Origin of the sequence: Streptomyces beijiangensis (genome assembly GCF_017315755.1) — a bacterium.
Classification (GTDB): Bacteria; Actinomycetota; Actinomycetes; order Streptomycetales; family Streptomycetaceae; genus Streptomyces; species Streptomyces beijiangensis.
Genome location: NZ_JAFLRJ010000096.1, coordinates 35,139 through 47,271 on the forward strand (window position 1 = coordinate 35,139; position 12,133 = coordinate 47,271).

Annotated in this window: 8 protein-coding genes; 5 read left to right on the top strand and 3 right to left on the bottom strand. The window is 68.4% G+C overall.

What is annotated here, in order from left to right:
* Window positions 1-80 precede the first annotated feature (80 nt).
* The gene (locus J0695_RS10945; protein WP_206961716.1) at window positions 81-848 is read right to left on the bottom strand and encodes an IclR family transcriptional regulator; all 768 of its coding nucleotides are present in this window, start codon (window positions 846-848) and stop codon (window positions 81-83) included.
* A gap of 207 nt (window positions 849-1,055) precedes the next feature.
* On the opposite strand from J0695_RS10945, the gene metH reads away from it, so the two are divergent.
* From metH to J0695_RS10965, 4 genes are all read left to right on the top strand, one after another.
* Window positions 1,056-4,583, top strand: a complete 3,528-nt coding sequence (gene metH / locus J0695_RS10950) for a methionine synthase (RefSeq protein ID WP_206961717.1) — start codon at window positions 1,056-1,058, stop codon at window positions 4,581-4,583.
* 97 nt (window positions 4,584-4,680) lie between these two features.
* The gene (locus tag J0695_RS10955) at window positions 4,681-5,382 is read left to right on the top strand and encodes an HAD family hydrolase (protein ID WP_206961718.1); all 702 of its coding nucleotides are present in this window, start codon (window positions 4,681-4,683) and stop codon (window positions 5,380-5,382) included.
* A gap of 503 nt (window positions 5,383-5,885) precedes the next feature.
* Window positions 5,886-7,484 carry an ABC transporter substrate-binding protein gene (locus tag J0695_RS10960; protein WP_206961719.1) on the top strand — a complete coding sequence of 533 codons (1,599 nt, stop codon included), beginning with the start codon at window positions 5,886-5,888 and terminating at the stop codon, window positions 7,482-7,484.
* Window positions 7,485-7,556: 72 nt separating this feature from the next.
* Window positions 7,557-9,143, top strand: coding sequence for an ABC transporter substrate-binding protein (locus J0695_RS10965; RefSeq protein ID WP_206961720.1), 1,587 nt, complete (start codon window positions 7,557-7,559; stop codon window positions 9,141-9,143).
* Between the two features lie 29 nt (window positions 9,144-9,172).
* On the opposite strand, the gene J0695_RS10970 is transcribed toward J0695_RS10965, so the two are convergent.
* Together J0695_RS10970 and J0695_RS10975 are read right to left on the bottom strand one after the other, a co-directional pair.
* A complete protein-coding gene (locus J0695_RS10970) occupies window positions 9,173-9,847 on the bottom strand; it encodes a response regulator (RefSeq protein ID WP_206961721.1) in 675 nt (224 codons plus the stop codon).
* 43 nt (window positions 9,848-9,890) lie between these two features.
* Window positions 9,891-10,796, bottom strand: a complete 906-nt coding sequence (locus J0695_RS10975; RefSeq protein ID WP_206961747.1) for a RecB family exonuclease — start codon at window positions 10,794-10,796, stop codon at window positions 9,891-9,893.
* Window positions 10,797-10,858: 62 nt separating this feature from the next.
* Here J0695_RS10975 and J0695_RS10980 point away from each other — a divergent pair, with 62 nt between their 5' ends.
* Window positions 10,859-12,118, top strand: coding sequence for a site-2 protease family protein (locus tag J0695_RS10980; RefSeq protein ID WP_206961722.1), 1,260 nt, complete (start codon window positions 10,859-10,861; stop codon window positions 12,116-12,118).
* Window positions 12,119-12,133 lie beyond the last annotated feature (15 nt).

A 12,133-nucleotide genomic window follows, 5' to 3' on the forward strand; every position in this document is an offset into this window, starting at 1 on the left:
GTCAAGGGTTCTGTGACCAGGAACTCGATGCCGGGAAACGCCGGAGCCCGAAGTTCTGCCGTAAGGGTTAAGGCTGCGGCCTAGAAGCGGCTGGCGCCCAGATCGCGGGAGACGGACCGCGCGCAGTCCCGTACCGCGGCGATCAGCTCGGGGCGCAGCTGCCCGTCCCCGGTGCACACCCGCTCCACCGCGCCGGTGATGCCGACCGCCCCGACCGGCATCCGACGGCGGTCCTGGATCGGGGCCGCCACCGAGGCCACGCCTTCCCAGGTCTCCTCCACGTCGGCGGCCCAGCCGCGCGCCCTGGTCAGGTCGAGGACGGACTCGAAATCCTGCAGGCCGGTGACCGTGCGCGGGGTGAAGGACTTGAAATCGGTCTCGACGACCTCGCTGTGCGCCACCGGGTCGTACGCGGAGAGGACCTTGCCCAGCGCGCTGGAGTGCAGCGGCTGCATGGCCCCGACCTCCAGGACCTGCCGGCTGTCGTCCGGGCGGAAGACATGGTGGATGATCAGCACGCCCCGCTGGTGGAGCACGCCCAGATAGACGCTCTCGCCGCTGGAGCGGGCCAGGTCGTCCGTCCAGACCAGCGCGCGGGCGCGCAGCTCGTGCACGTCCAGATAGCTGTTGCCCAGGCGGAGCAGTTCCGCCCCCAGCTGGTAGCGGCCGGACGCCGGGTCCTGCTCCACGAACCCCTCGTGCGCCAGGGTGCGCAGAATGCCGTGCGCCGTGCCCTTGGCCAGACCGAGGGAGGAGGCGATGTCGGACAGGCCGAGCCGCCGCTCGCCGCCCGCGAGGAGCCGCAGCATGGCCGCAGCCCGCTCGAGCGACTGGATGTTCTTGGCCATGGACCCGTCCTCCTTCGCAGTGTTCGACAATGCTGAACAATATCGGCCGATGCCGACCGAGTGCCAGCGCGTGTCAGCGAGCGGCAGAGCGTCCGCCCCGTGGGACACCTTCACGGCCCGCGGGGCGCCCCCGCTAGGCTGACCCGGTGCGCCGTCCTGCCGGGGGGCGCAAAGCCGACAGCCGTCGCATCCCAGGGAGCACTTTCCATGGCCTCGTTGCCGACCCCTTCCGCTGACAGCCGGACCCGAGTTGACGCCCTCCGCGAGGCGCTCGCCACGCGAGTGGTGGTGGCCGACGGCGCGATGGGCACCATGCTGCAGGCGCAGGATCCCACTCTTGAGGACTTCCAGGATCTCGAGGGGTGCAACGAGATCCTCAACGTCACCCGGCCGGACATCGTCCGCTCGGTGCACGAGGAGTACTTCGCGGTCGGCGTCGACTGCGTGGAGACCAACACCTTCGGCGCGAACCAATCGGCAGCGAACGAGTACGAGATCGCCGACCGGATCGTAGAGCTCTCCGAGTCGGGCGCCCGCATCGCCCGCGAGGTCGCGGACGAGTTCGCAGCCAAGGACGGCCGCCAGCGCTGGGTCCTCGGCTCGATCGGCCCCGGCACCAAGCTCCCCTCGCTCGGCCACATCGCGTACGACGTGCTGCGCGACGGCTACCAGAAGAACGCCGAGGGTCTGCTCGCCGGCGGTGCGGACGCCCTGATCGTGGAGACCACGCAGGACCTGCTGCAGACCAAGTCGAGCCTCATCGGCGCACGCCGGGCGATGGAGGCCCTGGGCGTCGACGTACCGCTGATCTGCTCCCTCGCCTTCGAGACGACCGGCGTGATGCTGCTGGGCTCCGAGATCGGCGCCGCGCTGACCGCCCTGGAGCCGCTCGGCATCGACCTCATCGGTCTCAACTGCTCGACGGGCCCTGCCGAGATGAGCGAGCACCTGCGCTATCTCGCCCGCCACTCGCGTACGCCGCTGATGTGCATGCCCAACGCCGGCCTGCCCGTGCTGACCAAGGACGGCGCGCACTTCCCGCTCGGCCCCGAGGGCCTGGCGGACGCGCAGGAAACCTTCGTCACCGACTACGGCCTGTCCCTGATCGGCGGCTGCTGCGGTACGACGCCCGAGCACCTGCGCCAGGTGGTCGACCGGGCCCGCGGTCTCACCCCCGCCGTCCGCGACCCGCGCCCCGAGCCGGGCGCCGCCTCGCTCTACCAGACGATCCCGTTCCGCCAGGACACCGCGTACATGGCGATCGGCGAGCGCACCAACGCCAACGGCTCCAAGAAGTTCCGCGAGGCCATGCTGGAAGGCCGCTGGGACGACTGCGTCGAGATGGTCCGCGACCAGATCCGCGAGGGCGCGCACATGCTCGACCTCTGCGTCGACTACGTGGGCCGCGACGGCGTCGCCGACATGGACAAGCTGGCCGGGCTCTTCGCCACCGCCTCCACCCTCCCCATTGTCCTCGACTCCACCGAACTGCCCGTCCTGCAGGCCGGTCTGGAGAAGCTCGGCGGGCGCGCCGTCATCAACTCCGTCAACTACGAGGACGGCGACGGCCCCGAGTCCCGCTTCACCAAGGTCACCCAGCTGGCCGTCGAGCACGGCGCCGCGCTGATCGCGCTGACCATCGACGAGGTGGGCCAGGCCCGTACCGTCGAGAACAAGGTCGCCATCGCCGAGCGGCTCATCGCCGACCTCACCGGGAACTGGGGCGTCCATGAGTCCGACATCCTCATCGACTGCCTGACCTTCACCATCTGTACCGGCCAGGAGGAGTCCCGCAAGGACGGCGTGGCCACCATCGAGGCGATCCGCGAACTCAAGCGCCGGCGCCCCGACGTCCAGACCACGCTCGGCCTCTCCAACATCTCCTTCGGCCTCAACCCGGCCGCCCGCGTCATCCTCAACTCCGTCTTCCTCGACGAGTGCGTCAAGGCGGGCCTCGACTCGGCCATCGTCCACGCCTCGAAGATCCTGCCCATCGCCCAGCTGACGGAGGAGCAGGTCAAGGTCGCCCTCGACCTGATCTACGACCGCAGGGCGGAGGGCTACGACCCCCTGCAGAAGCTCATGGAGCTCTTCGAGGGCGTCAACATGAAGTCGATGAAGGCGGGCCGCGCCGAGGAACTCCTCGCCCTCCCGCTCGACGAGCGCCTCCAGCGCCGCATCATCGACGGCGAGAAGAACGGCCTGGAGAAGGACCTCGACGAGGCCCTGCAGACCCGCCCGGCCCTCGACATCGTCAACGACACCCTCCTGGAGGGCATGAAGGTCGTCGGCGAGCTCTTCGGCTCCGGTCAGATGCAGCTGCCGTTCGTGCTCCAGTCCGCCGAGGTCATGAAGACCGCGGTGGCCCACCTGGAACCGCACATGGAGAAGTCCGACGCCGATGGCAAGGGCACCATCGTGCTGGCCACGGTCCGCGGCGACGTCCACGACATCGGCAAGAACCTCGTGGACATCATCCTCTCCAACAACGGCTACAACGTGGTCAATCTGGGCATCAAGCAGCCCGTCTCCGCGATCCTGGAAGCCGCCGAGGAGCACCGTGCCGATGTGATCGGCATGTCGGGACTCCTGGTGAAGTCGACCGTGATCATGAAGGAGAACCTGCAGGAGCTCAACCAGCGCAAGATGGCCGCGGACTTCCCCGTCATCCTGGGCGGAGCCGCCCTCACCCGCGCCTATGTCGAGCAGGACCTCCACGAGATCTACGAGGGCGAGGTCCGCTACGCCCGCGACGCGTTCGAGGGCCTGCGCCTGATGGACGCCCTGATCGGCGTCAAGCGCGGTGTCCCCGGCGCGGTCCTCCCCGAGCTCAAGCAGCGCCGCGTACCCAAGCGCGCTGTGACATCAGCGGCTGGCGCCGTACTGGACGTGGTGGAGGAGCCCGAGGGCTCGGTGCGCTCGGACGTCTCCACCACCAACCCCATCCCCACCCCGCCGTTCTGGGGCACCCGCGTCGTCAAGGGCATCCAGCTCAAGGAGTACGCCTCCTGGCTGGACGAGGGCGCGCTCTTCAAGGGCCAGTGGGGGCTGAAGGAAGCCCGTAAGGGCGGTCCCACCTACGAGGAGCTCGTGGCCACCGAAGGCCGCCCCCACCTGCGCGGATGGCTGGACAAGCTGCACACGGGCAACCTCCTGGAGGCGGCCGTCGTGTACGGCTACTTCCCCTGCGTCTCCAAGGGCGAGGACCTGATCCTCCTCAACGACGACGGCAGCGAGCGCACCCGCTTCACCTTCCCCCGCCAGCGCCGCGGCCGCCGGCTGTGCCTCGCCGACTTCTTCCGCCCCGAGGAGTCGGGCGAGACCGACGTCATCGGCCTGCAGATCGTCACCGTCGGCTCGCGGATCGGCGAGGAGACGGCCAAGCTCTTCGAGGCCAACTCCTACCGCGACTACCTCGAACTGCACGGCCTCTCCGTGCAGCTGGCCGAGGCCATGGCCGAGTACTGGCACGCCCGGGTCCGCTCCGAGCTCGGCTTCGCCGGCGAGGACCCCGCCGAGGTGAAGGACATGTTCGACCTGAAGTACCGCGGTGCCCGCTTCTCGCTCGGTTACGGCGCCTGCCCCGACCTCGAGGACCGGGCGAAGATCGCCGACCTCCTCCAGCCGGAGCGCATCGGGGTGCACCTCTCCGAGGAGTTCCAGCTGCACCCGGAGCAGTCCACGGACGCGATCGTCATCCACCACCCCGAGGCGAAATACTTCAACGCGCGGTAACGGATCGGGACGTACACTGGTCGGTCCAGTGCAGGCCGGCTGCCTCTCCCACCTGGGAGGCGGCCGGCCTTCTCGTCCCTCCAGGAGGTGTGCCCGGATGACAAGTACAGTCCCCGCGCTCAGTACACGAACGGCCGAAGGCTCCGCTCTCCAGGCTGTCCTCCTGGACATGGACGGGACCCTGGTCGACACCGAGGGCTTCTGGTGGGACGCCGAGGTGGCCGTCTTCGCCGACCTCGGGCACCGGCTCGACGCGACTTGGAAGCACATCGTGGTCGGCGGGCCCATGACCCGCAGCGCCGGATACCTCATCGAGGCCACGGGCGCGGACATCACACTCGCCGAGCTGAGCGTGCTGCTCAACGACAAGTTCGAGGAGCGCATCGGCGGCGGGGTGCCGATGATGCCCGGAGCCGCCAGGCTGCTCGCCGAGCTGGCGGCGCACCAGGTGCCCACCGCCCTGGTCTCCGCCTCGCACCGGCGCATCATCGACAAGATCGTCGCCTCGATCGGCCCTTCCCACTTCCGTCTCACCGTCGCCGGGGACGAGGTGGAGCGCACCAAGCCGCACCCTGACCCCTACCTGCTCGCCGCGGCCGGTCTCGGAGCCGATCCGGCCCGCTGTGCGGTCATCGAGGACACAGCAACCGGAGTGGCCGCGGCCGAGGCCGCGGGGTGCCGCGTGGTGGCCGTACCGTCGGTCGCACCGATAGCGCCCGCGTCCGGCCGGGTGGTCGTCGGATCGCTCGAAGAAGTCGACCTTGCTTTTCTGTCCACCCTGATCACGGGAATGCACTGAACCGCGCACCGAGCGTGTTTCCCCGAATGCAGAGGGAAACTCTCGGCAGCGAAGTGTGTATTTTCCGTGAGCGTCCGGCCGTGTAATTCACGCCCCGCCAATGCCGGCCGGGGCGTGACCTTTCTCACCCGACACGCCGTCGACAGTGGCGAGTTGACGTGCTGGAGTCCCCGGTGGGACCCCCCTCCGGGCGCCCATGTGTCCCGTTTGGTGGGCGGGTGTACGAAACATGAAGCCGCCCCCAAAACAGAGCGGCGGTATTGGTGTTCACGCGAGCATTAGCCCGCAACTCGCCACAGTTCCAGCTTTCCTGACGAGGCCCACTAATCTCATCGCGAGAACTTCGCCGCACTCCACTCGTGGCCCAGCGCCCACCAAGTCGCTGAGAACACAGAACTGATCGCTCTGTACCGGCCCCGATCGCGCCGCTCCGAACGAGCGGCGGCGGCGGAGTGTCACGTAGACCGCTGTATCCCAGCGCGGGATGAGGGAGAACGTCCAGGATGAACCGCAAGACCTTGGCGCTGTCGGCCGTCGTGGGGCTGCTGGCCCCCGTACTCGCCGGCTGCGGCGGATCCGACGGCGGCAGTGGCGGCAAGGCCATCGTCGTGGGCACCACGGACACCTTCGAGACCTCGAAGGACGCTCCCGCGCCTTTCGACCCGGCCTTCGCCTACGACGCGAGCGCCTGGAACATCCTGCGGCAGACCGTGCAGACCCTGGTCCATGTGCCGCGCGGCGGCGGCGTGCCGGTGCCGGACGCGGCCAGCGACTGCCACTTCACCGACCACGAGAACGAGAGCTACCGCTGCAAGCTCCGCAGCGGGCTGAAGTTCGCCAACGGCAAGGCCATCACCTCGGCCGATGTGAAGTACTCCATCGACCGGGTGCTGGCCATCAATGACGAGGCGGGCCCGGTCTCCCTGCTGGAGAACATCGACACGATCGAGCCGGCGGGCGACCAGGAGGTCGTCTTCCACCTGAAGAAGCCGGACGCCACCTTCCCGTACAAGCTCTCCACACCGGCGGCGGCCATTGTCGACAAGGACGTCTACGCGCCGAAGAAGCTGCGCGACGGCTTCCACGCCGACGGGTCGGGTCCGTACACCCTCAAGACGGAGACCAAGGGCAAGCAGGTCGTCAAGGCGGTCTTCACCAAGAACCCGAACTACAACGGCGACTTGAAGATCCAGAACGACAAGGTGGAAATCCGCTCGTTCCCCGACGCCGACGCGATGGGCAAGGCCCTCACGGCCGGCGACATCGACATGATGACCCGCACCATGTCGCCCGAGCAGATCCAGAAGATGTCCGCCTCCCCGCAGGAGGGCATCAACCTCGTCGAGATGCCGGGCCTGGAGATCCGCTACCTGGGCTTCAACACCAATGACCCCTCGGTGAAGAACAAGGCGGTCCGCCAGGCGATGGCGCAGGTCATCGACCGCGGTCAGATCGCCAGCCAGGTGTACGGGGCGGCGGCCGAGCCGCTGTACTCCCTCATCCCCACCAGTATCTCCGGGCACAGCAACTCCTTCTTCAACAAGTACGGCGACCCGAGCAGGGCCAAGGCCGCCGCGCTCCTGCAGACCGCCGGCATCCACACCCCGGTGAAGCTGACGCTGCACTACACGACCGACCACTACGGATCCGGTACGGCGAAGGAGTTCACGGCGCTCCAGGCCCAGTTGAACGCCTCCGGCCTCTTCGATATCACCGTCCAGGGCACCAAGTGGTCGGAGTACCGTCCGGCCCAGAAGAAGAACGAGTACGCGGTCTACGGCCTCGGCTGGTTCCCCGACTTCCCTGACCCGGACAACTACATCGCTCCGTTCCTGGACAAGGGGAACTTCCTCAACACCCCGTACGTCAACACGGCGATCCGTACCAGCTACATCCCCGACTCGCGGCGGGCAACCGACCGCAACGCGGTGTCCAAGACCTTCGAGAAGATTCAGGACATCGTGGCCAATGACGTGCCGGTCCTGCCCATCTGGCAGGGCACGCAGTATGTCGCCGCACGTGACGACATCACCGGCGTGGAATGGGCGGTCAACTCCTCCGCCGATCTCCAGCTCTGGGAGCTCGGCCGCGGAGTGGGCTGACGCCGGGCAGTACTCCGGACGCGAAGGCCGCGCGCCGGCGAGCACAACACCGAAACAGTGAGGCACCTGCGCGTGAGGATACGTAACCATTGGCTGTCGGCCCCGCTCGCCGCGGGGCTGGCGGCCGGGCTGCTCACCGGCTGCGGCAGCGGCACGGGCGGCTCCGGCGGCACGGGCCAGCCGATCGTCATGGGAATGTCGGACGAGATCCAGTCCACCGACCCGGCCGCGGGCTACGACCCCGGATCCTGGCTGCTGTTCAACAACGTGTTCCAGTCCCTGATGAGCTTCCCCAAGGGCAGCGCGACGCCCGAGCCCGAAGCCGCCAAGGAGTGTGCCTTCGACAAGGGCGGCTCGACGACGTACCGCTGCACCCTGCGCGACGGGCTCCAGTTCAGCAACGGCGACAGCCTCACCTCGGAGGACGTCAAGTACTCCTTCGACCGGGTCGCGAAGATCCACGACGACGCCGGCCCGATGCCGCTCCTCACCACGATCGACACGATCGAGACGCCGGACAAGAAGACCGTCGTCTTCCATCTCAACACCCCCGACGCCACCTTCCCCAGCAAGATCGCCTCGGGTGCCGGCTCGATCGTCGACCACCGCGAGTACCCGTTCGACAAGCTGCGCAAGGACGGCAAGGCCGTCGGCTCGGGCGTCTACAAGCTCGACTCGTACGCCAAGACCAAAGCGGTCTTCTCGGTCAACTCGAAGTACAAGGGCACGGCCGTGACCAAGAACACCGGCATGACGATGAAGCTCTACAACGGCGACCAGAAGGCACTGGGCGCGGCGCTCAAGAAGGGCGACGTCGATCTCGCCTACCGAGGCCTCACCGCCAAGGACATGGAGAGTCTCCAGCAGTCCACGGCCACCAGCGACAGCGGCATCCAGATCGTCGAGGGCACCAGCGCCGAGGTCCAGCACCTGGTCTTCAACGTGAAGGACCCGGTCGTCGGCAATCTCGGCATCCGCAAGGCGATGGCGTACCTCATCGACCGCAACGCCCTGGTCTCGGACGTCTACCGGTCCACCGCCGAGCCGCTCTACTCGATCGTGCCCGCCGGGATCGCCGCCCACAACACCGCCTTCTTCGACACCTACGGCGGCAACCCGCAGCCCGCGCTGGCCAGGCAGGCGCTGCACGCGGCGGGCGTCACCGCCAAGGTGAAGCTGACGCTCTGGTCCACGCCCAGCCGCTACGGACCCGCCACCGACGACGAGTTCAGGGCCATCGCGAAGCAGCTGAACGACAGCGGGCTGTTCGACGCCACGGTGAAGTCGGTCCCCCTCGACCAGTACGAGAAGGGCATCGAGGCCGGCAAGTACGGCGTGTACGTGAAGGGCTGGGTCCCCGACTACCCGGACCCCGACAACTTCACCTCGCCGTTCTTCGGCAAGGGCAACGTGCTCTCCAACAACTACGCCAACACGGCGATCACCGACCAGATCATCCCGTCGACGTCCGCCGCCGCCGACCGGGCGTCCACCACCTCGGAGTTCGGCAAGCTGCAGGACATCGTGGCCGCGCAGCTGCCCGTCATCCCGCTCTGGCAGGGCAAGCAGTACGCCGTCGCCCGCGACAACATCACGGGTCTGGAATGGACCCTGGACGCCTCGACGGTCTTCCGTTTCTGGGAGATCGCCAAGGGCTGACCAGGGTCACCGTCGCGGCGCCCCGCCAACTACTGCTGGGCGCCGGGACGGACCAGTCCGCTCTCGTACGCGTACACCGCGGCCTGCACCCGGTCGCGCAGGCTCAGCTTGGTGAGCACATGGCCCACATGGGTCTTGACCGTGGTCTCGCTCACGAACAGATCCGCGGCGATCTCCGCGTTGGACAGCCCGCGCGCGACGAGCTTCAGCACCTCGACCTCACGCTCGGTGAGGGTGTGCAGGGTGTCGGGGACCTGCTCCTCGCCGGACGGCAGATGGCCCGCGTACTTGTCGAGCAGCCTGCGCGTGATGCTCGGCGCCAGCATCGCCTCGCCCGATGCGACGACCCGGATCGCCTGGATCAGCTCCACGGCGGGCGCGTCCTTCAGCAGGAAACCACTCGCACCGGCGCGCAGCGCCTCCACCACGTACTCGTCGAGATCGAACGTCGTCAGCACGAGCACCTTGGCCGGGCCGTCCCGGCCGGGACCGGTGATCTGCCGGGTCGCCTCGACCCCGTCCATCCGGGGCATCCGGATGTCCATCAGCACCACATCGGGCTGCAGCGCCCGCACCTGGTCGAGCGCCTGGAGGCCGTCCCCGGCCTCGCCGACCACCGCGATGTCCTGCTCGGCCTCCAGGATCATCCGGAAACCGGTGCGCAGCAGCGGCTGGTCGTCGACCAGTAGGACGCGGATCGCCACGGGAACTCCTTCAGTAGACCGGGCCCATTCTGCCCTGACGGACCTAGGCGGACTCCACGGGGCGTACGACAGGAGTGACAGTCAGCGGATAGACCGGCGGCGTACCCCCGAATTCCGGGCACACCGCCCGGTGGTCGCACCAGCCGCACAGCTTCGTCTTCCGCGGACGCCACTCACCCGTCGCCGTGGCCTCGCTGATCGCTTCCCACAGCGCGTGCAGCTTGCGCTCCACCCGCTCCAGGTCGGCCTCCACCGGGTCGTACGTCAGCACCTCGCCATTGCCCAGATACACCAGCTGCAGCCGCCGCGGCACGATGCCCTTGAGCCGCCACACCACCAGCGCGTAGAACTTCATCTGGAACAGCGCGCCCTCCGCGTACTCCGGACGCGGGGCCTTGCCCGTCTTGTAGTCGACGATCCGCACCTCACCGGTGGGCGCCACATCGACCCGGTCGATGATGCCGCGCAGCCGCAGCCCCGACTCCAGCTCGGTCTCCACGAACAGCTCGCGCTCGGCCGGCTCCAGACGCGTCGGGTCCTCCAGCGTGAACCACCGCTCGACCAGCTGCTCGGCCTCCTGGAGCCAGGTCGCCAGATCCACGCCCGGTGTGACCACCTCACCCTCGGTGGAATCCCCGAAGAGGGTGGCCAGCTCCGGCTTGGACTCCAGCAGCCGGTCCCACTGGCCCGGGACGAGCCCCTTCGCACGCACCGCGGTGCGCTCCCCGGCCGGATCGTCGAAGAGCCGCTCAAGGACCGCGTGCACCAGCGTGCCGCGCGTCGCCGCCGCACTCGGCTTCTCGGGCAGCTTGTCGATCACCCGGAACCTGTAGAGGAGCGGACACTGCATGAAGTCGCTCGCCCGGGAAGGAGAGAGTGAGGAGGGCGGTTGAGCGGTAGTCATGACGAAGACCCTACGGCCCGCCACTGACAGTCGTCCGCATACCATCGACAAGAGCCCCCCTGTCACATGGGGACGCTTCACGCTTCAACAGGAAACGAAAGGACATCGTGGGCGAGAGCGGCAACAGCGGGCGTCCGCAGTCCGGCAAGTCCGGGACCGGGGAAGCGAATCCCGATCCCGCTCCCGACGGCGGCAAACCGCGGCGCCGCGACGAACCCGGCGGCGGCATTCTGATGGGACGCCCCTTCGGCGTCCCTGTCTATGTCGCGCCCAGCTGGTTCCTCGTGGCCGCGCTCATCACCTGGGTCTTCGGCGGCCAGCTCGACCGCGTCCTGCCCGAGCTCGGCAACGTCCGCTACCTGGTCTCGCTCTTCTTCGCCGTCGCCTTCTATGCCTCCGTACTCGTCCACGAACTCGCCCACACCGTCGCGGCTCTGCGCTTCAAGCTCCCGGTACGCCGGATCCAGCTGCAGTTCTTCGGCGGGGTCTCCGAGATCGAGAAGGAATCGGAGACCCCCGGCCGGGAATTCGTCCTGGCCTTCGTCGGGCCGCTGCTCTCCCTCGTCCTCTCCGGGATCTTCTACCTCGGTATGAAGACCGTCGAGCCCGGCACCGTTCCCGGGGTGCTCCTCGCCGGACTGATGATCTCCAACCTCCTCGTGGCGGCCTTCAACCTGCTGCCCGGACTGCCGCTGGACGGCGGACGGATGCTGCGCGCCGTCATCTGGAAGATCACCGGCAAGCCGATGAGCGGCACCATCGCCGCCGCCTGGTTCGGCCGGGCACTCGCCGTCATCGTCCTCATCGGCCTGCCCCTGCTCACCCACACCGGCGCCCTGGGGAACGACTCCGCGGACATCGGCGGGATGACCACCGTCACCGACGCGCTCCTCGCGGCGATCCTCGCCGCGATCATCTGGACCGGCGCGGGCAACAGCCTGCGCATGGCGCGGCTGCGCGAACACCTCCCCGAGCTCCGCGCCCGTACCCTCACCAGGCGTGCGGTCCCCGTCGAGACCAGCACCCCCCTTTCCGAGGCGCTGCGCCGTGCCAACGCGGCGGGCGCCCGCGCGCTCGTGATCGTCGACGGGCAGGGCGACCCCACGGGCCTGGTCAGAGAGGCGGCCATCGTCGGTGTGCCCGAGCACCGCCGCCCGTGGGTCGCCGTCAGCGGACTGGCCCAGGACCTCACCGAAGGGATGAAGGTCCCCGCCGAGCTGGCCGGCGAAGCGCTCCTCGACACCCTGCGCGCCAACCCCGCCACCGAGTACCTCGTGATCGAGGAGAACGGTTCGATCTACGGCGTACTGTCCACCGCAGACGTCGAACGTGCATTCGTAGCAGCGATGGCGCGACCCGGTTCATAGGGCCGGTAGGCTGGT

Bases quoted from the DNA above. Each gene is read 5' to 3' on its own strand.
- J0695_RS10960 (WP_206961719.1), top strand. From the start codon at position 5,886: ATGAACCGCAAGACCTTGGCGCTGTCGGCCGTCGTGGGGCTGCTGGCC.
- J0695_RS10945 (WP_206961716.1), bottom strand. From the start codon at position 848: ATGGCCAAGAACATCCAGTCGCTCGAGCGGGCTGCGGCCATGCTGCGG.
- J0695_RS10955 (WP_206961718.1), top strand. From the start codon at position 4,681: ATGACAAGTACAGTCCCCGCGCTCAGTACACGAACGGCCGAAGGCTCC.
- metH (WP_206961717.1), top strand. From the start codon at position 1,056: ATGGCCTCGTTGCCGACCCCTTCCGCTGACAGCCGGACCCGAGTTGAC.
- J0695_RS10975 (WP_206961747.1), bottom strand. From the start codon at position 10,796: ATGGTATGCGGACGACTGTCAGTGGCGGGCCGTAGGGTCTTCGTCATG.